The 26,023-nt window shown below is 41.4% G+C and carries 21 protein-coding genes and 1 pseudogene; 11 read left to right on the top strand and 11 right to left on the bottom strand.

Features of this window, described 5'->3' with window-relative positions; all coding sequences use genetic code 11:
- Positions 1-4: 4 nt before the first annotated feature.
- Positions 5-316 carry a 50S ribosomal protein L21 gene (gene rplU, locus ACZ8ZH_RS03800; RefSeq protein WP_004695441.1) on the bottom strand — a complete coding sequence of 104 codons (312 nt, stop codon included), beginning with the start codon at positions 314-316 and terminating at the stop codon, positions 5-7.
- A gap of 465 nt (positions 317-781) precedes the next feature.
- Here rplU and sdsA point away from each other — a divergent pair, with 465 nt between their 5' ends.
- The 9 genes from sdsA (at position 782) to ACZ8ZH_RS03755 (ending at position 12,621) form a co-directional block, all read left to right on the top strand.
- The gene (gene sdsA / locus ACZ8ZH_RS03795; RefSeq protein WP_086208125.1) at positions 782-1,759 is read left to right on the top strand and encodes an All-trans-nonaprenyl-diphosphate synthase; all 978 of its coding nucleotides are present in this window, start codon (positions 782-784) and stop codon (positions 1,757-1,759) included.
- Between the two features lie 33 nt (positions 1,760-1,792).
- Positions 1,793-3,847: a site-specific recombinase gene (locus ACZ8ZH_RS03790; protein WP_086208126.1), complete on the top strand. Its 2,055-nt coding sequence runs from the start codon at positions 1,793-1,795 to the stop codon at positions 3,845-3,847.
- Between the two features lie 146 nt (positions 3,848-3,993).
- Entirely contained in the window at positions 3,994-4,605 is a 612-nt protein-coding gene (locus tag ACZ8ZH_RS03785) for a phosphatase PAP2 family protein (RefSeq protein WP_119063172.1), read from the top strand.
- Between the two features lie 25 nt (positions 4,606-4,630).
- Positions 4,631-5,875, top strand: coding sequence for an efflux RND transporter periplasmic adaptor subunit (locus ACZ8ZH_RS03780; RefSeq protein WP_086208128.1), 1,245 nt, complete (start codon positions 4,631-4,633; stop codon positions 5,873-5,875).
- 12 nt (positions 5,876-5,887) lie between these two features.
- On the top strand, positions 5,888-9,067 hold the full coding sequence (gene adeJ / locus ACZ8ZH_RS03775) for a multidrug efflux RND transporter permease subunit AdeJ (protein WP_119063173.1): 3,180 nt from the start codon (positions 5,888-5,890) through the stop codon (positions 9,065-9,067).
- On the top strand, positions 9,067-10,524 hold the full coding sequence (gene adeK / locus ACZ8ZH_RS03770) for a multidrug efflux RND transporter AdeIJK outer membrane channel subunit AdeK (protein ID WP_119063174.1): 1,458 nt from the start codon (positions 9,067-9,069) through the stop codon (positions 10,522-10,524). Before adeJ ends, adeK begins: the two co-directional genes overlap by 1 nt.
- Before the next feature lie 103 nt (positions 10,525-10,627).
- On the top strand, positions 10,628-10,984 hold the full coding sequence (locus ACZ8ZH_RS03765) for a YbjQ family protein (protein WP_119063175.1): 357 nt from the start codon (positions 10,628-10,630) through the stop codon (positions 10,982-10,984).
- Positions 10,985-10,987: 3 nt separating this feature from the next.
- The gene (locus ACZ8ZH_RS03760; protein WP_086208132.1) at positions 10,988-11,425 is read left to right on the top strand and encodes a YbjQ family protein; all 438 of its coding nucleotides are present in this window, start codon (positions 10,988-10,990) and stop codon (positions 11,423-11,425) included.
- A 161-nt stretch (positions 11,426-11,586) separates the two neighbouring features.
- A complete protein-coding gene (locus tag ACZ8ZH_RS03755; RefSeq protein ID WP_119063176.1) occupies positions 11,587-12,621 on the top strand; it encodes an agmatine deiminase family protein in 1,035 nt (344 codons plus the stop codon).
- 79 nt (positions 12,622-12,700) lie between these two features.
- Here ACZ8ZH_RS03755 and ACZ8ZH_RS03750 read toward each other — a convergent pair whose 3' ends face one another.
- Positions 12,701-13,507: an SDR family NAD(P)-dependent oxidoreductase gene (locus tag ACZ8ZH_RS03750; protein WP_110974400.1), complete on the bottom strand. Its 807-nt coding sequence runs from the start codon at positions 13,505-13,507 to the stop codon at positions 12,701-12,703.
- 12 nt (positions 13,508-13,519) lie between these two features.
- The gene (locus ACZ8ZH_RS03745; RefSeq protein WP_119063221.1) at positions 13,520-14,194 is read right to left on the bottom strand and encodes a hypothetical protein; all 675 of its coding nucleotides are present in this window, start codon (positions 14,192-14,194) and stop codon (positions 13,520-13,522) included.
- A 184-nt stretch (positions 14,195-14,378) separates the two neighbouring features.
- On the opposite strand from ACZ8ZH_RS03745, the gene ACZ8ZH_RS03740 reads away from it, so the two are divergent.
- Positions 14,379-17,273, top strand: a complete 2,895-nt coding sequence (locus tag ACZ8ZH_RS03740) for a valine--tRNA ligase (protein WP_119063177.1) — start codon at positions 14,379-14,381, stop codon at positions 17,271-17,273.
- Between the two features lie 57 nt (positions 17,274-17,330).
- Here ACZ8ZH_RS03740 and ACZ8ZH_RS03735 read toward each other — a convergent pair whose 3' ends face one another.
- The 4 genes and pseudogenes from ACZ8ZH_RS03735 to ACZ8ZH_RS03720 form a co-directional block, all read right to left on the bottom strand.
- Complete coding sequence (locus ACZ8ZH_RS03735) at positions 17,331-18,941, bottom strand: RNA-directed DNA polymerase (RefSeq protein ID WP_470247856.1); 1,611 nt, start codon at positions 18,939-18,941, stop codon at positions 17,331-17,333.
- Between the two features lie 141 nt (positions 18,942-19,082).
- Positions 19,083-19,448, bottom strand: a pseudogene (locus ACZ8ZH_RS03730) (endonuclease domain-containing protein); the annotation flags it as partial.
- A 148-nt stretch (positions 19,449-19,596) separates the two neighbouring features.
- Positions 19,597-20,619 (bottom strand): coiled-coil domain-containing protein, encoded by a 1,023-nt coding sequence (locus tag ACZ8ZH_RS03725; RefSeq protein WP_119063180.1) that lies wholly within the window; start codon positions 20,617-20,619, stop codon positions 19,597-19,599.
- Between the two features lie 160 nt (positions 20,620-20,779).
- Positions 20,780-21,541: a ferredoxin--NADP reductase gene (locus tag ACZ8ZH_RS03720; RefSeq protein ID WP_086208140.1), complete on the bottom strand. Its 762-nt coding sequence runs from the start codon at positions 21,539-21,541 to the stop codon at positions 20,780-20,782.
- A gap of 85 nt (positions 21,542-21,626) precedes the next feature.
- Between ACZ8ZH_RS03720 and gigC the strand changes: the two genes are divergently transcribed.
- Complete coding sequence (gene gigC, locus ACZ8ZH_RS03715) at positions 21,627-22,505, top strand: LysR family transcriptional regulator GigC (RefSeq protein ID WP_086208141.1); 879 nt, start codon at positions 21,627-21,629, stop codon at positions 22,503-22,505.
- Positions 22,506-22,535: 30 nt separating this feature from the next.
- On the opposite strand, the gene ACZ8ZH_RS03710 is transcribed toward gigC, so the two are convergent.
- The 4 genes from ACZ8ZH_RS03710 to nuoN form a co-directional block, all read right to left on the bottom strand.
- Positions 22,536-23,267, bottom strand: coding sequence for a cold shock domain-containing protein (locus ACZ8ZH_RS03710; protein ID WP_119063181.1), 732 nt, complete (start codon positions 23,265-23,267; stop codon positions 22,536-22,538).
- Between the two features lie 121 nt (positions 23,268-23,388).
- Positions 23,389-23,682, bottom strand: coding sequence for a cold shock domain-containing protein (locus ACZ8ZH_RS03705; RefSeq protein WP_086208143.1), 294 nt, complete (start codon positions 23,680-23,682; stop codon positions 23,389-23,391).
- Between the two features lie 86 nt (positions 23,683-23,768).
- A complete protein-coding gene (gene upp, locus ACZ8ZH_RS03700; protein WP_110975552.1) occupies positions 23,769-24,404 on the bottom strand; it encodes a uracil phosphoribosyltransferase in 636 nt (211 codons plus the stop codon).
- Positions 24,405-24,525: 121 nt separating this feature from the next.
- Positions 24,526-26,022 (bottom strand): NADH-quinone oxidoreductase subunit NuoN, encoded by a 1,497-nt coding sequence (gene nuoN / locus ACZ8ZH_RS03695; protein ID WP_470247855.1) that lies wholly within the window; start codon positions 26,020-26,022, stop codon positions 24,526-24,528.
- Position 26,023: the final 1 nt, after the last annotated feature.

Here is a 26,023-nt window from a genome sequence, read left to right as displayed (position 1 = left end):
GTGATTAGCCTGAAATAGCTGTAATTTTCAACTCAGTGAACCATTGACGGTGACCTTGTTGTTTACGGTAGTGTTTACGACGACGCATTTTTACAATACGGATTTTGTCGTGACGACCATGGCTAACTACTTCAGCAGTTACAGTCGCACCAGCAACAACTGGAGCACCGATTTGAATGCTGTCGCCATTTACTAGCATTAGTACGTCATCAAACGTAATAGTTGCGCCAGTTTCAGCTTTCAACAATTCAACTTTAAGGGTTTCACCCTCTACAACACGGTGCTGTTTACCACCGCTTTGGATTACTGCGTACATAATGTACTCCAAACATGCCCGTGTCGTCGTGCCGATAAAGGAATATACCGATCTTAATACGAACGCCACTGGGGTTAATCAAGGGCAAGGATTTTAAGTGATATTTGATCAAACAACAAGAGATTTGCCAAACTTATTCGACTAAATTAACGATTATTTAATAATCGGGAAAAACTCAATCAACAAATTACAGTTCAACTCTGGCTAGAGTTTGCTTACAATGAAATAGATTTTTAAAATCAATTCGCTATAGTATGAAGGAATTGATTCGAAGGTATAAATAGACGTACAAATACGGTACGCTTATACATCGGGGAAATAAGGAACTGTCTTTCTAAAATATAGCCTCGCACAATGCTAGCCTTATTTATGATTGAAATGAATGATTTAGACATGTGCCCTTATTTTAAACCATAATTGTATTGCTGATTTTTATCACTTTATATAGATGAGGCTTCTCTTCAAATGACCGTCGATTTTAAGCAAGATATTCTCGCCCCAGTAGCTCAAGACTTTGCCATGATGGACACATTTATTAATGAAGGAATTACCTCTAAAGTGGCTCTAGTCATGGCAGTGAGTAAACATGTGGTTGAAGCAGGTGGTAAACGCATGCGCCCAATTATGTGTTTATTGGCAGCAAAAGCCTGTGGTGCAGAAGATTTAGAACGCCAACGTAAACTTGCTGCAATCATTGAAATGCTTCATACCGCAACTCTAGTTCATGACGATGTAGTGGACGAATCTGGTTTACGTCGTGGTCGACCAACAGCGAACGCGACTTGGAACAATCAGACTGCAGTCCTGGTCGGTGACTTCCTCATTTCACGTGCCTTTGATCTGTTGGTCGATTTGGGCGACATGACTTTACTCAAAGATTTTTCTACAGGAACCTGTGAAATTGCGGAAGGTGAAGTACTACAGCTTCAAGCCCAACATCAGCCTGAAACCACAGAACAAACTTATTTAGATATTATTCACGGTAAAACGTCACGTTTATTTGAACTGGCAACTGAAGGTGCTGCTATTCTTTCAGGTACGCCACAGTATCGAGAAGCACTGCGTTTATTCGCAGGTCACTTCGGCAATGCCTTCCAAATTATTGATGATATTTTAGATTACACCTCAGATGCTGAAACATTAGGTAAAAATATTGGTGATGATTTGATGGAAGGTAAACCAACTTTACCTTTAATCTCAGCATTGAAAAACACAACGGGCGCAGAGCATGATGTCGTTCGTAGAAGTATTGCCACAGGTGGAACGGCAGATCTTGAACAAGTCATTGCAATTGTGAACAACTCTGGTGCACTGGACTATTGTCGTCAGCGTGCGCACGAAGAAACCGAAGCTGCTTTAGACGCTTTACAGGCTTTACCTGAAAGCCAATATCGTCAAGCTTTGGTTAATCTAACCCAACTGGCTTTGCATCGAATTCAATAACAAATCATGCCTTAGAACGTTTTTAACTTGCTTATGCATATACAATTTAATGATCTTTTCTCTCAAATGCAGCAGCAACTTGAGCATCCTCAAGTTGCTTTAAATGACCAACTTTTAATTGAGTTGGTTGAACGTATTCGCCCTACTGACTCATATCAAACTGATGAAATTCATCAAAAAATACAAGCATTAATTCATGCTTTGTTGATTACGCCTGATGCAGGCTCAACATTGCAAAGCTTCATCTTAGGCCTGATTTCCCAATACAAACAAACCAGTCTGTATGCCGATACTGGCATTTTGTCTTTAGATGGTTTTTGGAATCAATTGTCGCAGCGTTTAGGCGCACATTTTTTACCGCTGATTAACGACGAGACGCAGTTGCAAGATTTAGTCCGTCGTGTTTTCCCCAACCGAAGTGATAAATATTGGCTTGATAACATCAAAGACAGTGACTGGCTACAACTGCTGAACCTGCTCAATCATGGCCATGCCAATCAAAAAGAAAAAGTCAAAATTCGCAGTGAAGTGATTAAAGCCATCACGGTGCTGTCTTATCGGATTAGTGGTATTGGTTTATATCCTGAATTTATTAATGCACATCCTGAACTGACTGAATATGAATCGCCTTTCTTAGTTCAGAATCGCGAAATGATCGAATTCATTCAACAGTATAAAAAAGCTCATCACGACGCCGATGTTTCCAGTGTGGTTGCACCACCCGATGCATCTCAGGCATTGGTTATGATTGAGCAGTGTCGAGATGTAGTTCTAAAAATCCGTCGCTCGACCAAACGCATTGGGGTAAGTGTGAGCCTAACTTATCTCATATCCTTATTAGAACAGTGCTTAGACCGCGTTGAACTGTTGCTCAATTTGATTGTAGAAGAAGGTGAAGCGCACTATAAAGCCATTAGCAACCTTCTGGTCGATATTACCGCTGCAATTTATAGCGAACGCAGTGTTCGTTCTCTACTCACTACCAATAGTGAACTCATTGCGTTACAGGTAACTGAAAATGCCAGTAAAACAGGTGAACACTATGTAAGTACAGACAAACAAGGCTTTTTGGCCATGTACAAATCGGCAGCAGGTGCAGGGGTTATTATTGCCATTATGGCAACGCTCAAAACCTTGTCGGCACGTATGGTCATGGCACCACTCATGCAAGCCTTTATTTACAGTATGAATTACTCACTAGGTTTTATGCTGATTCATGTCTTGCACTTTACTGTAGCGACTAAACAACCCGCGATGACTGCTGCAGCCCTTGCAGCAACAGTACAACACCGCAAAGGTTCTAAAACCGCCCAAATTGCTGAATTAGCAGCATTGATTATCAATATTATCCGTACCCAGTTCATTGCTATTTTGGGTAATATCTCGATTGCCATACCCGTTGCAGCCTTTATTGCATGGGCTTGGGCAACGGGGCTACACGAACCGCTGATGACACATGCAAAAGCCAGCAAAGCACTACACGACCTGAATCCATTTACCTCTTTAGCCATTCCCCATGCTGCTATTGCTGGCGTGTGTTTATTTTTGTCAGGTCTGCTGGCGGGCTATTTCGATAATATGGCCGTCTACCGCAAAGTTGGTCCTCGCTTAAAAGCACACCCCCGTCTCAAAACCATCATGCGACAAGAACGGCTCGATAAATTTGCAGGTTATATAGAACGTAACTTAGGTGCGTTGGCAGGTAATTTCTTATTCGGGATTATGCTAGGAAGTATGGGAACCATTGGCTACATTTTGGGGTTACCTTTAGATATTCGACACATTGCCTTTGCTTCAGCAAACTTTATTCAAGGCCTGATGAATATTAATGGCAGTCCTGAAATTGGCTTGATTATTGTATCTTTCCTTGGGGTGTTGTGCATTGGTCTAACAAACTTATTTGTCAGTTTTACCTTGACTATTATTGTGGCTTTACGTGCACGTCGAGTTCGTTTTGAACAATGGAAACCTTTAGCAAAATTGGTACTCACCCATTTTCTGACTCGCCCAAGTGATTTCTTTTGGCCCCCAAAAGTACCACTTGAAGTTGAAGAAAGTTCAAACAGTACAAAACACCATACAAAATGATTTTGTACCCATTTTGAGCACTTGTTAGACTATGAACAAAATTTTATGCATTATTAATCAACACTTGAATTAAAGTGTACTGATGAGTACACTTTAACCCAGTAAATAACCGCGCTCAAATCGGTTCAAATGACACGAGTTTTAGCATGCCTTATTTGTTGCTTTTTATCGGTATTATTCTATTTATAATCAGCATATTAGTATTATTTTTTCAACCATTAACATCGCTAGATTTAACAATAGTTGAAAATTTCAGTACGTTGAGAACTGAGCCTATAAATAAGTTTACAATACTTTTATCTGCACTCGGCGGCATGCCATTTGTATTATTTTTAACCTGTCTATGGTGTTTCCATCGTGCATGGTATAAAAAGTATAAAGATGTCATTTTTATAGGTTTAGGCGTAGTTGGAAGCATTGCTTCTGTTTGGCTACTTAAATTTTTAATTTCAAGACCACGCCCACCAGAAATGTTTCACCTAGTGACGAGCTATGGTGCTTCCTTTCCAAGTGCGCACAGTATGTATGCTGCCACTTTGGCGTGTCTTGCCATTTTCTTAAGTCGCCCATTTCCTGCACATCGTTTTATTGTCTGCATTGCTCTTTTATGGATGCTGATGATGGGAATTTCAAGAGTCTATCTTGGAGTACATTTCCCGTCCGATGTCCTTGCGGGATGGAGTATCAGTATTATATGGATTTCACTGCTCTACATTATGTATGGCAGATACAACCAATCAAATACAAATTATTTTTAGATAAAAATCTAATCGAGGTGGAACAATGATGTCGGCAAAGCTTTGGGCCCCAGCCCTTACCGCTTGCGCATTAGCAACGAGTATTGCACTTGTTGGTTGTAGCAAAGACCCAAAGGATGCGCAGCAAGCAGGCGCTTCTCAACAAATGCCACCTACTGAAGTCGGTGTCATTGTTGCACAACCGCAAAATGTAGAACAATCTGTAGAGTTATCTGGCAGAACCACGGCATTTGAAGTCTCTGAAGTTCGCCCACAAACGAGTGGAATTATTCTAAAACGTTTGTTTGCGGAAGGCAGCTATGTACGTGAAGGACAGGCACTTTATGAACTTGATTCTCGTACTAATCGCGCAACATTTGATAATGCCAAAGCAGCATTATTACAACAAGAAGCAAATCTAAGCTCACTTAAAACCAAACTCAATCGTTATCAACAACTAGTTTCAAGCAATGCTGTTGCGAAACAAGATTATGATGACTTAGTCGGTCAAGTGAATGTTGCAGAGGCACAAGTCGCTGCTGCACGTGCACAAGTTAAAAATGCTGAAGTAGATTTAGGCTACTCAACCATTCGTTCACCTATTTCAGGTCAAACGAACCGTTCAACAGTTACAGCAGGCGCATTGGTTACAGCAAATCAAACCGACCCTTTGGTGACAATTCAGCGTTTAGACCCAATCTATGTTGATATCAATCAGTCAAGTTCTGAACTTCTACGCTTACGCCAACAACTAAGCAAAGGTAGTTTAGACAGCAGTAATAACACTCGCGTAAAACTTAAACTAGAAGATGGAAGTGAGTACCCAGTCGAAGGACGTTTAGCGTTCTCTGATGCAAGTGTCAATCCTGATACAGGGACTGTGACCATCCGTGCAGTGTTCCCGAACCCAAATCACTTATTACTTCCTGGTATGTTTGCCAACGCTCAAATCGTGCAAGGGGTGATCCCAAATGCGATTTTAGTGCCGCAAATTGCTGTGACACGTACACCTACTGGTCAAGCCATCGCGATGATTGTGAATGACAAAGGTGTTGTTGAGTCTCGCCCAATCACCACATCTGGCATTCAAGGCCAAAACTGGATTGTGACTCAAGGTCTTAAAACAGGTGAAAAAGTTATTGTTGACGGTATAGCGAAAGTTAAAGCTGAACAAAAAGTTGTTACGAAACCGTATCAACCTCAAGCAGCAGCGCCTCAAGCTCCAACAACTGAGGCTAAAAAGACAGAAGCTGGTGCGAAAACAGAACAAAAAGCTACTTCAAACACATAAGGGGTAGACTGAATGGCTCAATTTTTTATTCATCGCCCCATTTTTGCGTGGGTGATTGCACTGGTGATTATGTTGGCGGGTGTTATTACGCTAACCAATATGCCAGTTGCCCAGTATCCGACGATTGCACCGCCCACGGTGACAATTTCTGCAACGTACCCAGGTGCCTCTGCACAAACGGTTGAAAATACCGTGACTCAGATCATTGAACAACAAATGAATGGTCTAGATGGCTTACGTTATATCTCTTCTAACAGTGCTGGTAATGGTCAGGCATCTATTAACTTGAACTTCGAGCAAGGGATTGATCCAGACATTGCACAAGTTCAAGTACAGAACAAGCTACAATCTGCAACTGCACTCTTACCTGAAGATGTGCAACGCCAAGGTGTCAAAGTCACCAAATCTGGCGCAAGCTTTATGCAAGTTGTGGCATTCTATTCTCCAGATGAAAGCCTTTCTGCATCTGACATTAAAGACTATGTAAACTCCAACATTTCTGAACCGCTCAGTCGTGTTGCTGGGGTGGGTGAAGTACAAGTTTTTGGTGGTTCATACGCGATGCGTATTTGGCTTGATCCAGCGAAAATGACCAGTCTGCAAGTTACACCAAGTGATATTGCAACTGCCATTAATGCGCAGAACTCACAAGTTGCTGTGGGTCAACTCGGTGGTGCTCCATCAATTCAGGGACAAGTTCTGAATGCTACGGTCAATGCGCAAAGTATGTTGCAGACCCCTGAGCAATTTAGAAATATTTTCCTCAAAAATACAGCATCTGGCGCTCAAGTGCGCTTATCTGATGTTGCACGTGTTGAACTTGGTTCAGATAACTATCAATTTGACTCTAAATTCAACGGCAAACCTGCTGGTGGTGTAGCGATTAAACTGGCAACTGGTGCAAATGCACTAGATACAGCAGCAGCTGTAGAAAAGCGCCTCAGTGAACTTCGTAAGAACTATCCAGATGGTTTAAAAGATAAACTGGCTTATGACACAACTCCATTTATTAAACTTTCGATTGAAAGTGTGGTTCACACTTTAATTGAAGCCATAATTTTGGTGTTCATTGTCATGTTCTTGTTCCTACAGAACTGGCGTGCAACGATTATCCCAACACTTGCTGTTCCTGTGGTTGTATTGGGTACCTTTGCTGTCATTAACATTTTCGGTTTCTCCATCAACACACTCACCATGTTTGCAATGGTCTTAGCGATTGGTCTTCTAGTCGATGATGCGATTGTTGTGGTGGAAAACGTCGAACGTGTCATGCAAGAAGAACATCTCGACCCTGTTGTTGCCACTGAAAAGTCAATGCAACAGATTTCTGGTGCCTTAGTCGGTATTACCAGTGTGTTAACAGCTGTATTCGTACCAATGGCTTTCTTCGGTGGTACTACAGGTGTTATTTACCGTCAGTTCTCGATTACACTTGTGACAGCAATGATTCTGTCATTGATCGTCGCATTAACATTCACCCCTGCCCTATGTGCAACCTTGTTAAAACAACATGATGCAAACAAACCCGAAAGTAATAATATTTTTGCGCGTTTCTTCCGTTGGTTTAACAACAGCTTTGAAAAGCTATCCGTAAAATACCAAGGTGGTGTCAACCGTATGACCCATCATAAAGTATTTTCTGGTGTGGTTTATTTACTGGTGATTGCAGGCTTAGTTGGCCTATATAAAGCTTTACCATCATCATTCTTGCCTGACGAAGACCAAGGTGTGGTAATGACACTCGTACAGCTTCCACCAAGTGCAAGCCTTGAACGTACCGATAAAGTCATCACCACAATGACAGACTATTTCATGAATAAAGAAAAAGAACATGTAGAGTCCATCTTTACTGTTTCTGGTTTCTCATTCACAGGTGTTGGTCAAAACGCAGGTCTTGCGTTTATCAAGCTGAAGGACTGGAGTGAGCGTACTTCACCTGAATCACAAATTGGTGCCATCATCCAACGTGGTATGGCATTGAATATGATCGTGAAAGATGCCTCTTACATCATGCCATTACAGTTACCTGCAATGCCTGAATTAGGTGTATCTGCTGGTTTTGACATCCAATTAAAAGATGCGAGTGGTCAAGGTCACGAAAAACTGATTGCTGCACGTAATGCGATTTTAGGTATGGCAGCACAGGATAAACGCCTTGCAGGTGTGCGTCCAAATGGTCAAGAAGATACGCCTCAGTATCAAATTAGTATTGACCAAGCACAAGCAGGCGCAATGGGTGTAAGTATTGCTGATATCAATACAACCATGAGTATCGCTTGGGGGGGGGCGTATATTAATGACTTCGTAGACCGTGGTCGTGTGAAAAAAGTCTATGTGCAAGGCGAAGCAAATGCACGTATGATGCCTGAAGACTTGAACAAGTGGTACGTACGTAATAGTAGCGGCACAATGGTTCCATTCTCAGCATTTGCAACAGGCGAATGGACTTATGGTTCCCCACGTCTAGAGCGTTATAACGGCGTATCATCAGTCAACATCCAAGGTACTCCTGCACCAGGCGTTAGTTCGGGTGATGCCATGATCGCAATGGAAGAAATCATTGGCAAATTACCGTCAATGGGCTTAGATGGTTTCGACTATGAATGGACTGGTTTATCTTTAGAAGAGCGTGATTCTGGTAGTCAAACAGGACCATTACTCATTCTTTCAATGTTGATCGTATTCCTTTGTCTTTCAGCTTTATATGAAAGTTGGTCTATCCCTGTTTCAGTATTGCTGGTTGTACCACTTGGTATTATTGGTGCATTTACTTTAACGTGGTTAGGTATGATCATCAAAGGCGATCCAAACCTGTCATTTAACATCTACTTCCAAGTCGCAATTGTTGCCGTAATTGGTCTTTCTGCGAAAAATGCAATCTTGATTGTAGAGTTTGCAAAAGAGTTGCAAGAAAAAGGTGAAGACTTATTTGATGCAACCCTTCATGCTGCAAAAATGCGTTTACGCCCAATCATTATGACCACCCTTGCCTTCGGTTTTGGTGTACTCCCTCTTGCCCTTTCAGCAGGTGCAGGTGCAGGTAGTCAACACTCTGTCGGTTATGGTGTACTTGGTGGTGTAATTAGTTCTACACTTTTGGGTATTTTCTTCATTCCAGTATTCTTTGTTTGGATTCGCAGCATTTTCAAATACAAACCTAAGAAACAAAATAATCAGGAGCAAACATCGTGATGCAAAAAGTATGGTCTATTTCAGGTCGTAGCATTGCGGTATCTGCACTTGCGCTTGCTTTGACTGCATGTCAAAGCATGCGTGGTCCAGAACCCGTCGTTCAAGCGGATATCCCAACAGGATATATTGGTTCAGCTACAGGACCGTCTATTGCTGAGCAAGGTTATAAAGATTTTTTTGCTGATGCACGATTGGTACAAGTCATTGAAATGGCTTTGGCCAATAACCGTGACCTACGCACTGCAACTTTAAATATTCAACGTGCACAACAAGCGTATCAAATTACTGAAAACAACCAACTACCCACTATTGGGGCAAGTGGTAGTGTGCTTCGTCAAGATACGTTAAGTACGACTAAGCCAGTCACAACCTATAATGTTGGCCTTGGTGTCACCGCTTATGAGTTAGACTTTTGGGGGCGTGTACGTAGCTTAAAAGACAATGCTTTGGACAGCTATTTAGCGACCCAAAGTGCGCGTGATGCAACACAAATTTCGTTGATTGGTCAAGTTGCGCAAGCATGGCTCAGCTATTCATTTGCCAATGCTAACTTAAAACTGGCAGATCAAACGCTTAAAGCACAGCTTGAGTCATACAATCTGAACAAAAAACGTTTTGATGTTGGTATCGACAGTGAAGTTCCCGTTCGTCAAGCGCAAATTTCAGTTGAAACTGCACGTAATGATGTTGCCAACTACAAGACTCAAGTGGCCCAAGCGCAGAATTTATTGAACTTGTTGGTGGGTCAGGCTGTACCAGCTAACTTATTGGCACCACAACCAGTTAAACGCATTACTCAAAGTACAGCTTTAACTGCTGGATTACCAAGTGACTTGTTGAATAACCGTCCTGATGTTCGCTCTGCTGAGTATCAATTGTCTGCTGCAGGTGCCAATATTGGTGCGGCAAAAGCACAATTATTCCCAACAATTAGCTTAACAGGTACAGCAGGTTATGCATCGACAGATTTAAGCGACTTGTTTAAATCAGGTGCCTTCGTTTGGTCACTTGGCCCAAGCTTAGATATTCCTATCTTTGACTGGGGTACACGTCGTGCCAATGTGAAGATTTCAGAAACTGACCAAAAAATTGCGTTGTCAGATTATGAAAAAACCATTCAAACAGCTTTCCGTGAAGTGAATGATGCATTAGCTGTACGTGAAAATATTGGTGATCGTCTATCTGCACAGCGTCGTCTTGTGGATGCCACCAATACCACCTATAAGCTGTCAACAGCACGCTTCCGTGCAGGGATCGACAACTACTTAACAGTACTCGATGCTCAGCGTACTTCGTACTCGGCGGAACAAGGTCTGTTATTGCTTGAACAAGCAAACTTAAATAACCAAGTTGAAGTGTATAAAACTCTTGGTGGTGGTGTGAAAGCCAATACAGTTGATCAAGTGGCGAAACAGCCCTCTTCTTCAGATGTAAAATATAACAAAACTGCAAACTAACGCTTGCGGTATGAAAAGCTCACTTCGGTGGGCTTTTTTATTGCTTTTTCATCGGCTTTTTCCTATCTTCAAAGACAATACTCACTTTTAAATAATGGACATTATGCTTTTAAGTAACCTTGAGTCTGTACCTGGACATACGATTTCTCAGCAACTGGACGTGGTTTATGGGAGTACAGTTCGGAGTAAACATGTCGGACGCGATTTTCTGGCAGGCCTGAAAAATATCGTCGGGGGTGAACTCACGGCCTATACTGAACTTTTAGAAGAATCACGCCAAGAAGCCATGAATCGTATGATTGCAAAAGCACAAGGCCTAGGTGCAAATGCCATCGTAGGAATTCGTTTTTCAACTTCAAATATTGCCCAAGGTGCATCAGAATTATTTGTGTATGGCACTGCCGTCCGTGTCACACCGTTAAACAACCATCTCCCTGACCCTTTTCCAACACAGGCCTAAACGATGGAAAGTTTAATTTTCCAACTGCTGATTTTTGCGGTGCTGTTTAGCGTCGGTTTTGGTTTTGGTCGTTATAACGAACGCAAACATTTGGCGGAACTTGAACAGAATGAAAAGCGACTTGCCTACATCACTGTGGGTAATCTGCGCAAAGTGAATTTTGCACAGTCTGGACACATGATCAGTAGCAATGTGGTGATTTCACATGATTACTTCAAATACGTACTGGCCACTGTGCAAAACTTTTTGGGCGGTCGGCTGACCAGTTATGAAAGTGTGGTAGATCGTGCCCGTCGTGAAGCTATTGTCCGACTTAAGCTTGAAGCAGAAAAACACGGCGCAACACACATCGCTTGTATTCGACTGGCGACTACAGAAATGGGGATGCAAGGCGGTATGGTCGAAGTCTTTGCTTATGGGACCGCCATTCAAATTCCTTAAACAGCGACTATGAACCAATCCTCCATTCACTAAACTCAAACAGCATGAGTGCGCAAAATCGCTCATGCTCGGTCACCTTCTATCGTACAGCTAGAGCATAATTCTCTACACTGAACAAAATAAAAATGGACTTCACCTACACTGTAAATAGGTCACAAATAATGAAATCTTTAGCACTAAGAATAAGTATGGCTGTACTCAGCATGATCCCACTTGTAGCCAAAGCTGAATTAATTGTACTGGCATCCCCTCAAAGTAATGATGCTTACTATGCAAAAATGATTGATGATATTTTCGATTTTCACGTCGATTATGCAAAAAAAATTATTAAAAATGGAGACAATGTCGTTGTTCTGACAGACAAACAGCTCTACCCCGACTATGTCAAAGCTTTGGGAAAAAAGCATGTAGCAATCGCACCGATGCATGACATTTGGATGCGTGACTTCACCAGCGCCAATCCAGCTCAACCCGTCATGTTCCGCTACACGGCCGCAGGACAAGGTGGGGCTAAAAAAGGTCAGGCTATTTCAGATGAAGTGCAGGATGAATTTAAATACTACAGTCAAAAAGCAGGCTTACAGTTTACTCAGACCAAACTGTTGAATGATGGTGGTAATTGGGTGGAAGATGGGTATGGCAATGTCGTCCTCAGCACCAAGTTTCTAGCAGATAACAAGCTAACCGAAAACGAAGCGCGTAAGAAACTCATGGCACTGACAGGAGCCAAACAAATTGCATTCATTGAAGCCGACGAACAAGGTGGCTTGGAACATGCGGACGGTGTGGTCAGTTTTGTGGACCAAAATACACTGGTAATTAACTCCTACCCTGAAGATCCCGACTATGCCAAGCAGCTTAAAGCAGACCTAAAACGTGGCATTCCCAATGTAAAAATTCGTGAAATCATCACCCCTTATGATGGCAGTGAGATTTATGATGAAAAGTTTGGTTCTGCATGTGGCTTATACACCAACATGCTGGTCACACCTGAGCGGATTTACTTCCCGCAATTTGGTATTAAAGAGGATGCTATCGCTTTAAAGCAAATTCGTAGCGTAACCAAACGTACCGTGATTCCTGTACAGTCTGCGAATGTCTGTCATATGGGCGGTGGCGTGCGTTGTATGTCTTGGCAAGTGCGTGGGAAAAATGCGGAATTATTTTTAAATTATTTAAATAAAATCAGTAAGTAAAAGTCCGATCCCAAACTATATCTATAAGAAAACATCAATTCAATGGGCAGGGAACATATTTCTCCCTGCCCGTTTCACTTTACTTCACTTTCATCTTACGAATCATTTTATACAATGTTTTAGGTGATAAACGAGACACCAGAACACCCATTTTCTCCTTACGTCCACCGACTACGATGTATTCTTCACCTTTGAGCAAAGCACTTACTACGGTTTGCGCAAAAATATCCGGTTCTAAACCATTTTCAATCGCTTCATCTTGATGACCTTGCGGTTTACCTGCGCCATTTAAAGCATTAAACGAGACATTGGTTTTAACAAAACCTGGGAAAATCACCGAAACATCTACACCTTCATTGGCCACTTCGGCACGTAGGCTATTTGCCCACATGTGAATAGCAGCCTTGGCCGCTGAATAACTGGCACGATACTGCGTCCCCAATAAACCCGCCACACTTGACACAAAGGCAATACGACCTGATTTTTGTGCTAAGAATGTCGGCAGAACTGTTTTGGTTAAAAACACTTGCGAGAAATAATCGACTTCCATAATCGCGCGTTCAGTTTGCATGGTCGTGTCGGCAATCAAGGCACGTTGGCTTAAACCGGCATTATTAATCAGCCAATCAATCCGACCTTTTTTCTGGAGCACTTGCTCATAGGCGTGACGGACCTGCGTCTCATCGGTAATATCCGCACAAATAGAAATGTGTTGATCTGGATTAAGCAGCCCTACGCGGACTTTTTCGAGTTCATCCAAACGTCGTGCCGTGAGTACGACCTCAGCCCCCTGTAAGGCACATTCTTTAGCCAGTGCTTCTCCTAACCCTGAAGATGCTCCTGTAATCCACACCACTTTCGCATCTAAACTGTTTAACTGTGCCATGTCCTTATTGCCTCATACCGAAGTTTTATTTGTAGGTTGATCATTTAAAAAAGTTAGAAAATGATCAAAATATTGACTCATCATCTGCGCATCATAAATACGACCTAATTTGTCAAAGCGTTTATAACCCAATTGAGTGGTAAAGCTAATCACCCCATTGAGTGTTTTATCCACCACTACATTAAATTTCAACATTTTCTTCGGTTCACGGATCAAACTGGTCACCCCCTGATCCACAATTTGAGTAAATGCTTTTAAAGCAGGTGATACATATTGATTATTGCCTTTATCCATCTGCTCCGCACAACCCAAAAGCTCATTCACTAAAGTCTTTTCGACAGGATAACTTAGAAAATGGGTTCCTTCAGCATCGTACATCATACGATCTAAATAATTCACCATAGGCGTTAGGCGATCATTAGAAAAAAAGGAGACCGACCACGGCATGTACTTACGCATCGTATCCACAATCTGCTTGATGACTTTTTCCGACTCTCCATCGCCCGAAGTTGAGAGTCGGGCTAAATCCCCAAAGACCTGATCAATTACTTCACACGAAATATCTGCTAGAACTTCACCGAGTGGTTTTGCTAAATTTTGGCTTTCGCCTGCATTGAGCTGTTGATGAATATGGGCAAAGCGTTGGTGAGTTTCAGGTTTTAATTTTAATGATATTTGATAAGTCATCGTGATCCCCCCTTTTTTTTGATTTTTACTGCGAACAATGCGCACTCTAGGTGTAAGCACATCATAAAGCGCTCTGCTTCATGTCGCAATTGCTAGATCAACGCATTTGCTTTACATGCCCCCATTTACGATTTCTTTGCTACAATAGATGCAATTTTTTATCTACTTTTGAACTGTTTGAACTATGACTGATTCAGCGCAAAATATCGCTACAACTTACGATCCGACCGAGATCGAGAAAAAATGGTACCAAACTTGGGAAGAGCGTGGCTATTTTAAGCCCTCTGAAAAAGGTGAGTCATTTTGTATCATGATTCCGCCACCAAACGTCACCGGTAGCTTGCACATGGGTCATGGTTTTAACAATGCCATTATGGATGCGTTAACTCGCTACAACCGCATGTCAGGTAAAAATACCTTATGGCAGCCAGGTACAGACCATGCGGGTATTGCAACGCAAATGGTGGTTGAGCGTCAATTGGGCGCTCAGGGTGTCAGCCGTCATGACCTCGGTCGTGAAAAATTCATTGAAAAAGTTTGGGAATGGAAAGAACAATCAGGCGGCACGATTACTCGTCAAATCCGTCGTTTAGGTTCTTCAGTGGACTGGTCGCGTGAACGCTTTACCATGGATGAAGGTCTATCGAATGCGGTCAAAGAAGTGTTCGTTAAACTGCACGAAGACGGTTTGATTTACCGTGGCAAACGTTTGGTGAACTGGGATCCAAAATTACAAACGGCGCTTTCTGACCTCGAAGTTGAGTCAGATAAAGAAGAAGCAGGTTCATTGTGGCACTTCAAATATTTCTTTGAAGATAAAAACCTACGTACCCATGATGGTAAAGACCACATCGTTGTAGCGACCACACGCCCTGAAACATTGCTCGGTGATACTGCGGTTGCTGTGGCACTGGATGATGAACGCTATACGCACCTTGTGGGTCAGAACATCATTCTACCGATTACAGGACGTGCTGTTCCAATCGTGAAAGATGAATATGTCGATAAAGAATTCGGTACAGGCTGTGTGAAAATCACGCCTGCTCATGACTTTAACGACTATGAAGTCGGTAAGCGTTGTGAATTGCCGATCATCAATATCTTCAACAAAAATGCAGAAATATTGGCTGAGTTTGAATACATCGCCAAAGCGGGTGAGCAAATTTCTAAAACCATCCCTGCCCCTGGGGACTATATTGGTTTAGAGCGTTTTGCAGCACGTAAGAAATTGGTTGAACAAGCCGAAGCTGAAGGCTGGTTAGATCAAATCCAACCGTACACATTGAAACCACCACGCGGTGATCGTTCAGGTGTAATCGTTGAGCCATTATTGACAGACCAATGGTATGTAAAAATTGCACCATTGGCACAACCTGCCATTGAAGCGGTTCAAGACGGTCGTATCAAGTTTGTGCCTGAACAGTACAGCAACATGTACATGGCGTGGATGAACAACATCCAAGACTGGTGTATCTCGCGTCAGCTTTGGTGGGGTCACCGTATTCCCGCTTGGTACGATGCTGAAGGCAATATCTATGTCGGTCGTGATGAAGCTGAAGTCCGTGCCAAAAACAACATCCCTGCTGATGTTGCGCTTAGCCAAGACGAAGACGTACTCGACACATGGTTCTCTTCTGCGCTATGGACGTTCTCAACTTTAGGTTGGACTGGCGATGCCAAGAAAGATGCGGAAAACTATTTCCTCAATACCTTCCACCCAACGGATGTATTGGTGACTGGTTTTGACATCATCTTCTTCTGGGTTGCTCGTATGATCATGTTTACGATGCACTTCATGAAAAATGAAGATGGTACGCCACAAGTACCGTTTAAAACGGTTTATGTACACGGTCTAGTTCGTGATGGCGAAGGTCAAAAAATGTCAAAGTCGAAAGGCAACGTACTTGACCCTCTTGACTTGATTGACGGTGTTGATCTTGAGACTTTGGTACAAAAACGTACTACAGGTCTAATGAATCCAAAACAAGCGGCGAAGATTGAAAAATCAACCCGTAAAGAGTTCCCAGAAGGTATTCAAGCTTACGGTACTGACGCAGTTCGTTTCACGTTCTGTGCGCTTGCGAACACGGGTCGTGACATTAAGTTCGACATGAAACGTGTTGAAGGCTACCGTAACTTTGCCAACAAAATCTGGAACGCAACCCGTTTCGTGATGATGAACTGTGAAGAGCAAGTGATTGGCACTGAAGTTCGTCAAGACCTTTGGGAATTGCCTGAACAGTGGATCGTGAGCCGTCTGCAAAAAGCCGAAGCTGCGGTACAACAAGCTTTTGCGACTTACCGTTTAGACTTGGCTGCACAAGCAATTTACGAGTTCATTTGGAATGAATACTGTGACTGGTATGTCGAACTGACTAAACCTGTTCTGAACGATGAAAACGTATCGGTTGAGCGTAAAGCTGAAGTTCGTCGTGTACTCCTTGCAGTGATGGAAGCGTCTTTACGTCTTGCACACCCAATCATGCCGTATTTGACCGAAGAAATTTGGCAAACGCTTGCACCGAAACTTGGTATTTCTGGCGAAACCATTATGCTGGCGCAGTACCCTGTTGCTAACCCTGAGCGTGTAAACGAACAGGCTGAAGCGGATATGCAATGGCTTCAAGGTTTGATTGGTGCGGTACGTAACATTCGTGGTGAGATGGGCTTAGGTAATGCCCGTTTATTACCCGTGCTTCTACAAAACACAACGGAAGCTGAGAAAGCTCAAATCACGCGTATTGAAGCGTTATTTAAAGCCTTGGCGAAAGTAGAAAGCATCACATTCTTGGCAGATGGCGAACAACCGCCATTGTCTTCTTCTTCTGTGGTTGGACATGCGTCTGTATTCGTTCCGATGAAAGGTTTAATTGACCCGAAAGCGGAATTGGGTCGTTTACAGAAAGACTTAGACAAAGTGCAAAAGCAGCATGACGTCATTGCAGGCAAACTTTCGAATGAAGGTTTTGTAGCAAAAGCACCTGTAGCTGTGGTTGAAGGTGAGAAAGTGAAATTAGCTGAGTTTGCTGACCAGTTAGCGAAGATTAAAGCAAATATGGAGCAAATTGCAGCGCTGTAAGGTGTTGTCGATTTAATCTAATATATTGTATAAAGGGCTGATTATTCAGCCCTTTATTTATTTTCCGCAAATTTTTCTTAAAAATATATCATTATCAGTAGATAGAATATTTTTAAAAAATGGTCTCTGCTCACCTTCACTAAAATGTTTAGATACTAATTTAGCAATTTGTCTTTTTTCCCATTGGTCTGCCCTAACATAATAATCCCTTATTTCTAAGACCTCACCACGTGTTACTATATCCTCAAGCTCTTCAAGCACAACTCGACCAATATAATGACCTTCATTTCTTCTCAAATTTCTGAAGAAACTCATAAGAACTTCTTTATCTCTAAAATTTACGTTGCCAAAAAAACGTACTAAGTAAACCAAGATAAATTCTGATGTTTCTTTTTTATCAAGCCAAACTTTTAGATTATTTTTTATTTCTATAATTTGCTCTTGTGAAAAGGACAAATGGAACTTAGAAATAATATCTAATGTATATGGAAAAAATTGCGGAAACTTATTTAAGTTATTTGTAAGTAACACAAGATCATTAAATGATTCTTGAGCAATAATGGTCTTTACATATTTGACAAAATCTACAGGTTCTATCAAAACACTTTCAAGGACGTCCTGCCTCAAAATTTCTATTTTATTCAATTTTAATGATAATCTTTCAGATTCTGACAGCGCTCTGAACTTAGTTGGTATTAACCCTGAATATCCTCTAATAATCTTTGAAAGATGATTGTTTTTTTCAGCAGTTTCAGCAGTTTCAGCAGTTTCAGCAGTTTCAGCAGTTTCAGCAGTTTCAGCAGTTTCAGCAGTTTCAGCAGTTTCAGCAGTTTCAGCAGAAACATCAAACAGATTTGTTTTATTGCTATTTAGAAATAACCCCTCTTTGTTTAATCTCTCCACGAGAATAGCTAACCAATGATGTGCAGTTGCTGCATCAGGTGCAAAAATTCGATAATCATCTACAAATCTGCAAAAGTTTATTCTTTTTGAAATTAAGTAATTATCAACTTCAATTAAAGAAGCTTCTGCCAAAATTCTACTTGCATTTGAGCCAACTGGTAATCCATAAGAATCTCTATTCGCCCAAAAAAGTAATAATTCATTAATTAAATTTACTTGTTTTTTCTCAATATTCCGTAAGGATAAAAGTACACTTTCAACTCTGTGTAAATTAATTCGATCATAGAAGTTTGCAATATCAGTAGTAACAACAACTTTTACATTTTCTTTTTTCGCCTGTTGTTTTACATAAGTCTTAAAAGCTGTGTAATTATAATTTGAGTCAAATAAATCACCTTTTTCATTTGGTAAAAATCTGTAGGAAAAAATGATATTTTTATTTTTCTTAATTCGATTACGTTCGATTATTTCTGCAACCTGTAAAACTAGTGCTAGATATTTAATTTCGTCTACAATTTGTATAAATGCACACTTTCTAAAATCAAATAAAGCCTTTTTGGGGAACAAAATATGTGGTATAGGAGAAATTTTTAAACTTTTTAAATTATAGTCTTTAAAGTAAGCTTGAATATCTTTTACTAAATCATTTTCAAACTCTCCCTTTATCAACGTTAATTCAAATGGTTTATGAAATATGTCTACATCAGTTAATGATTCTTTTTTAATATTCGATATTGCAAGTTCAATTGACTTCAGAAGATTCATACCATAGCTTCATATAAGGCTTATTCGTTTTACAAGATACTGATTTTTCATATTAAATACAAATATTAAGTTATTCTAACTTAACCATTTTTCTATTAAGAAAATTTTAAAGCACTGCTTTAAACAAATCACAAATGAAGGTCATAGAGAGGCACTTTTACTCTTAAGCTCCAAACAAACAATCCATAAATCGTCTAATTCTCTTTCTGTTCTGTTTAAAACATCATGATTCCAATACCGAACCACTTTTAAGCCCAAAGCCTCTAAAAACTTAGTTCTTTCAGCATCATATTCAATGGCATCTTCCACTCCATGCTGACTGCCATCCAACTCAATCACTAAACCAATTTCATGACAATAAAAATCCACGATATAAGATTTGATCACATGCTGTCTGCGAAATTTAAGGTTCATAAATCGTTTGGCACGGAGTAGTTGCCACATAAGGTGTTCTGCATATGTGGTATTGCTTCTCATAGTTTTGGCGAATTCTAATAATTGTAGGTCTTAATTTCATTTTTATTTTTACCTCTCCCTAGCCCTCTCCTAAAAGGAGAGGGAACATTCATTATAAATTTTATGCAGGTATGTAATCACTTGTGGCTCCCTCTCCCTATGGGATGAGGAATATTATTCCGCAAGGGGGTGAGGGATTTTATAATGCCCCATACCCCAACAACATCTCTACTCCACTCACCTTTTTCATATGCTTTAAACGTTCTTTTTCCCACTTCACCTGCTGTTTTAACTCAGCAACATCCTTATCAATCACCTTATACACATCACTCATTTTGAGCTGTTTGGTGTTGATATGACTGCTCAAGTGGAAAGATGCAAAGATCTCCTCTAATAGGCTTTGCAAATTCTGACTCTGTGCTTCCAAAGACAACTGATAAAACCTCACTTGTTCAGAACTTAATGGCTTTGAGCTTAAGCCTTTATTGGTCTCGAGCTGTAACTGGAGTTTCAATAAATAAAATAAATCCTGCTCTGCATGAGCTTCATTTACCTTCTGCAAAAGTTCGGTCTTATCTAACTTCTTCGCTTCATCAGGCTCACGGTCAGGGTGAATCATCGCGGTAATTTTTAAATACACGGTTTTCAGTGACTGCGCTGCCATTTTGGCTGCTTGCTCACGTTTTTCTTGTTGTTTTAACTGCTTGGCACGTTCTCGCTCTGCTTCATACTGAGCAGAATCGTATTCATAATTTTCCCAGTCCACATCCACGTTTTGTTCTACCGTTTCAGCAAGCTCATGACTTTGTATTGAGTTTGCTTTGGCTTTCTTCGCACGTATATGCTCTGCATGCTGCATATAGAAAGTATCAATTTTCTCTACCTGTTCTTTCTGCACGGAACTCAGCATCTGAGATTTTTTTAGCATCTTGGCTAAAGCAGTTATTTTGGTGTCAATCTGCGCTAAATCAGCTTTACTAAAGGCATCGCTGGCCAAGTGATTCCACAAAGTATCCAGCTGTGTAAACAGAACTGTATGTAACTCGCTATAAACAGGTAAAAGCTTACTGCGCGTATGGTCTTGAATGTCGGCTTGCGCATTTTTCCATGCTGCCAATTCTTGTTTTTGTTGTTCAATGCGTTCAATCAAACGATTTAATTTTTTCTGCTGTGGACTGAGTTGAACCTCTAGCTGAGCCGTCGTTTTTAACGCTAAAGACATAACCCATCCAACCCAGTACAAAAGAGAAATTATAGCGCGATCTGAGCGTATAAGCAGTGATCTCTCTTTTAAGCCAAGTTTAAAATCTGAGTGATTCAAATGCTAATCTAAGAATAAAAAAAGCCCATCATTCGATGAGCATTTTATTAGCGAAATAGCTTTACCAATAGTTTTCGACCGCAATATTTCCTTCACCACGGCGATTCATAGTCAGGCCACGTGCTTTTAATGCCTCTTTGGTGTCTTCGACCATTTGCGGGTTACCACACAGCATCACATGGCTAGTTTCAGGGTTCAGACTCAAACCAACTGCTTTTTCAAGCTCACCATTTTCAATCAGTACGGGTAAGCGGTCATGTAGTGGCGCATGCGGATCACGCGTAATAATCGGCACAAATTTAAAGCCTGTATGGCCCTCGCCAAAGGTCTCTGCAATTTCCTGAATACGTGTTGCATAGGCCAGTTCAGAAGCTGTACGTACGCTATAGACCAGTGTAATGCTCTCGTACTTCGACCACGTCTCAAAGTCTTGCAACATCGAAATAAAAGGCGCAAGCCCTGTCCCTGTGCCCAGTAACCATAAGTCTTTTGGTAGTGGCAACTGATAACGCGCCAAAGTCAAAAAGCCGTACGGGATCTTTTCAAGGTAGATGTCATCATCAACTTTTAAGTGTTGTAAATTTGAGGTAAAGGCACCTTCTGGCACCACAATCGAGAAAAATTCTAAAGTTTCATCAAAGGGAGAGGACACCACCGAATACGCTCGAACCACCAATTCATCACCCACTTTGATGCCAATACGGGCAAATTGTCCTGCGCTAAACTTAAAATGTGCAGGTCGCGTCATGGTGAAACTAAAAAGTGTATTGGTCCAACGGTGTACGGATAAAACCTTTTCTAGGCTAAATTTTTCAATTGACATGATTTCAGCGTGGCATCAAAGACGTTGCTCATGTTAGCATGACCACATAATTTGTTAATATTTTTTAAATGTTAAGGCTATATTCATGCGCATGACTTTACGCCAGTTGGCGGTTTTTGTAGCAGTTGCTCAAGAAGGCACAGTAACCAAAGCCAGTGATGCGGTTCGACTCACCCAGAGTGCTGCGAGTATGGCTTTAGCAGATCTAGAAGACGGTTTGGGGGCTCCTTTATTTGACCGTCTAGGTAAGCGTCTTCAACTCAATGATTTGGGTCGTTTCTTACTGCCACAAGCTTTAGAAATTTTGGGTCGCTGTGATGCTTTCGAGCAGGCCGCTAAAGGTGAGTTACAAAGCATTGATTTACGTTTAGGTGCAACTCTAACCATCAGTGACTACCTCATGCCTGACCTGATGGCTGACTTCTTACAAATTCAACCTCAAGCCCATTTACAGCTACAAGTTGGTAATACCCGTCAAATGATTGAGGCAGTGAATCAGTTCCAACTGGATTTGGCCTTGATTGAAGGCTCTTGTCACTTACCACAACTGCAATGCATTCACTGGCGTGACGATGAATTAGCCGTCTGCTGTGCACCCAACCACCCTCTTGCACAACTAGACCGTACTTTGACCGCAGATGACTTTAAATCGGTCGAGTGGATCTTGCGTGAAGAAGGTTCAGGTACGCGTGAAGTATTTGATAACGCTATTTTGAAAGACTTGCCTGATGCCAATATCCGTCTGACCTTGGGTCATAATGAAGCGATTTTAAAAATCGTGGCGGGTGGTTTAGGGATGTCCTGTATTTCAAAACTGGCAACTGAACCTTTGCGTGAAAAAGGCCAGTTGGTGGTGCTTGATACACCGTTTTGGTCTCTCACCCGTCCACTGTTCATGTTGGTGCATCGTCAGAAGTACCAAGGCCCAGGACTCAAAGCTTTCATGAAGTTTTGCGAAAAATAACTAAGCAAAAAGCACCCGAAGGTGCTTTTTTTATTTCCCAAATTGGCGCTCACAAGGCTCACCATCATTGTTCCCATCCATTTTGGTATTTGGACAGTTCCTTAAGAAGTAAAGCGCTTCTTCATAGGAACGCATTTGGGAGCAATGAGTTCGTCCATCGCATTTGAACTTTCCTGTGCTGACAGGTAAACGACCATTTTGTTTATCAATGCTCTGCGTCACACGTTCTGAGCGAGGTTGATTGGTTTGATGTAGCTCAGCATCTAAGTTTTGTTTACCTTGCTCTGTAAGCACCTGATCAGGTAACTCACCTAAAGCCTTACGTTGTTCTTCTACAATCTGCTGTTGCTCAAGCATCAATTGCTCAGCTTTATGTTGTTTTTCGATACTATAGCTTTGATATTTGCCATAAATCAGAAATCCCAACACTGCAATCACAATCACACCGATCACGGTAATGATCGTACTTTTATGTCCTGCCTCGTTATAGCGAACAGATGAGTTACTCGGTCTTACTTTTTTCTTTAACTCACCTAATTTTTGAGTTTCTGTTGGATGATTCAGCCGCTGGATATTTCCAGCCTTAAACTTGCCTTGTTCTTCCACAATCATAAACTGCAACGCTTCACCAATCTTGGGTTCAATGTTGTTCTGTGGCAAATCTTTGATATGAAAAAACACATCATCAACATCCCCGTCTACTTCAATAAAACCAAAACCACGTGAGGGGCTAAAGCTTTTGATTTTCCCGTTCAAAAACATAATATGTGCTAATCAACTGTATTTTCGAGTATTGTAATCAATAAAAAAGAGGCTAAAAAGCCTCTTTCAATCAAAATAAGCAGATTAATTTTGCAGCATGTGCATACTCAATTTACCCATTTTAACGTCTGAAATTAGACAATAAATCTGTGGTAATCGACTTATTGTGGCTTGAGACTTTCGATTTCTTAGCTTTGGCAGAGTTGTCTTCAACCCGCTCAATTTTAATTGCTTTATAGCGATCGCCATTTTCAACCACATTAAACTTTACACGTTCATTGCGTTTCGGCTCACCTGAGTCTGCTGGGAAATCCGAGATATGAAAAAATACGTCGCCTTCAGGTGAGGAAATAAAACCAAAACCTTTATCCGCATTATATTGCTTCACTTTTCCTTGATATTGTTCAGACTTCATTACCCGATCCTCATCTGTACATGGCTAGATAGCCAGTATATAAAAAAGAGGCTGTGAAAGCCTCCTTTATGCATTCATTTTAATCATTAATCTTTTTGAACTGAACCAAAGATTTTATCGCCCGCATCGCCTAGACCCGGCACGATATAACCATTAGCATTTAAACCTTGGTCGATTGAAGCCGTGAAAATAGTGACATCTGGGTGCGCATCATTTACACGTTTAATTCCTTCAGGCGCAGCAACCAATACCATTACACGAATATCTTTACAACCACTTGCCTTTAAAACATCAATCGCCGCAACCAACGAAGACCCTGTTGCAAGCATTGGGTCAATAATCATGGCTAAACGGTTTTGTACATCTGGAACTAATTTTTTATAATAAGTACGTGCTTCAAGCGTTTCTTCATCACGCTCTAAACCTAGTACAGACACTTTGGCACTTGGAATCAGGTTTAAGAATCCATCTAACATGCCGATACCCGCACGTAAAATAGGCACAACCGTAATTTTTTTACCCACAATACGATCTACGATGACTTTACCATTCCAACCATCAATTTCATGATCACACACAGGTAAATCTTTAGTTGCTTCATAGGTCAACAGCATAGTCACTTCTTGAGCCAGCTCGCGAAAGTTTTTCGTGCTGATATCTGCACGACGAAGAAGACCAAGCTTATGACGAATCAACGGATGACGAATTTCATGGATAGCCACGGGAGAGCACCTAAAAGGTAAAATAAAATTCCTGACATTATAAAGCTTTTTATCGTGCGATAAAAACAAAAAGCCCCCAATTGATGGAGGCTTTTTTATTAAAACAAAACGTTTTGAATGATTAGTGCTGTTGAGAAAGCATAAAGTGGATTGGAGATAAAATCTCAGACTGAAGCGCAAGCTTAATAATTGGATCTGGATAGATACCAATCACCAGTACTGCTGCCGCAGCTAAAAGCACCATAATACCCCCCACTTTTTGACCCCAATGATCCACAGCGTCGACACGCGGTGCGTCTGGCGGTGTCATGTACATCACAACCATCACACGGAGATAGTAGTACAGACCAATACCAGAACCAACAATGATCATCGCAGCAAGGAACCAATGTTGAGTCGTTACCGCAGCCATCACCACCAGGAACTTACCAATGAAGCCCGCTGTCAATGGAATACCTGCAAGCGATAACATCATCACGGTTAACACTGCGGTCAACACTGGACGACGCCAGAATAGACCACGGTAGTCTGCTAGGCTTTCTGCTTCATCCACATTGTTATATGGACTAGACATCAATGCAACTGCACCGAACGCACCAATTGTAGTTAATACATAAGTGATTACATAAACAGATACGTTTCCAAGGCTTGCATAGGTCATGCTGATTAAACCAATCAACAAGCAACCAAAGTGCGCAATTGAAGAGTATGCCAAGATACGTTTCAAGTTCACTTGCTTCACTGCAAGGAAGTTACCCACCAAGATTGATAACACTGCAATCACAGTTAAGATCGTGATGATAGAGTCAACTAGGATCGCACCTGAAGTTAAGATGTAACGTACAAACAGGCCAATTGTTGCGACTTTTGCAGCCGTTGCAAGGAAAGTTGCAATCGGTGTTGGTGCACCTGCATAAACGTCTGGTGTCCATTTGTGGAATGGCGCTAAAGACAGTTTAAATGCCACAGCAAATACGATGAAACCTAAACCTAAAAGCACCATCGGTTGCTGGATGTTTTGCATTAACGCTTGAACATTGTCATAGAACGACATTGAACCTGTGTACGCGTAAATGTAAGCCATACCCATCAACAACATTGCCGAAGCTGTTGCTGAAAGCACCAAGTACTTCACACCCGCTTCTAAAGATTTAGAGCGTTGGTGTGTATACGCCAATAAGCCATATACAGGAATCGACATCAACTCAAGGCTAATGAAGAACGATGCATAGTGAGAGCTTGCGACCATTAACATTGCACCAGTCACTGATGACAACATTAAGATATACAGTTCTTCACGGTTATCTTTATAAGTCTCGATATAGGCATGAGACAAAGTACAGCATGCCAGTGCCGCAATCAAAATGATCACTTGGTATAACAAGGTGAACGCATCCACCATGAACATACCCATCACGTTTGCTGGTTTAAAAGCCCCACCAAACATTGTGAAAAGCACATAAGCTGCTGCAAGGTTTAAGCCCACAACTGATGCTGTTGCAATTAAGTTATGGTTACGCTTAATTGCAGTAAGAATCATCACGACGATCGTTGTTAAAGCAACGATCATCACGGGAGCTAAAGGCATAAGCTCAGAAAATGACATTGTGAAGTTCATG

This window comes from Acinetobacter sp. SW-226 (assembly GCF_055632855.1).
Note: the sequence above shows the minus strand (reverse complement) of the source record. Positions and strands in the feature narration are given on the sequence as shown.